Source organism: Gilvimarinus gilvus (genome assembly GCF_030518155.1).
Lineage (GTDB): Bacteria > Pseudomonadota > Gammaproteobacteria > Pseudomonadales > Cellvibrionaceae > Gilvimarinus > Gilvimarinus gilvus.
The window spans coordinates 1-380 of the sequence record NZ_JAULRU010000008.1; the positions used below are offsets into that span (position 1 = coordinate 1).

General features: G+C 69.7%; 1 pseudogene. It reads left to right on the plus strand.

Features of this window, described 5'->3' with window-relative positions:
• Positions 1-380: pseudogene (locus QWI17_RS00040) on the plus strand (sarcosine oxidase subunit alpha); the annotation flags it as partial.

A 380-nucleotide genomic window follows, 5' to 3' on the forward strand; every position in this document is an offset into this window, starting at 1 on the left:
TCACCGACCACCTCGGCGACCGCGCCCCGATCGGCCAGGTACGCCACCGCGTGCACCGTGTGCGCGCCAAGCGCGTGGTACTGGCTGCCGGCGCCCACGAGCGCCCGCTGGTGTACGGCAACAACGACGTGCCGGGCAACATGCTGGCCGGTGCCGTGTCCACCTACGTACGCCGCTACGGCGTGGCCCCGGGCCGCAAGCTGGTGCTGTCGACCAACAACGACCACGCCTACCGCGCGGCGCTGGACTGGCACGATGCCGGCCTGCAAGTGGTCGCCATTGCCGATGCCCGCCACAACCCGCGTGGTTCGCTGGTTGAAGAAGCGCGTGCCAAAGGCATCCGCATCCTTACCTCCAGTGCCGTGATCGAGGCCAAGGGC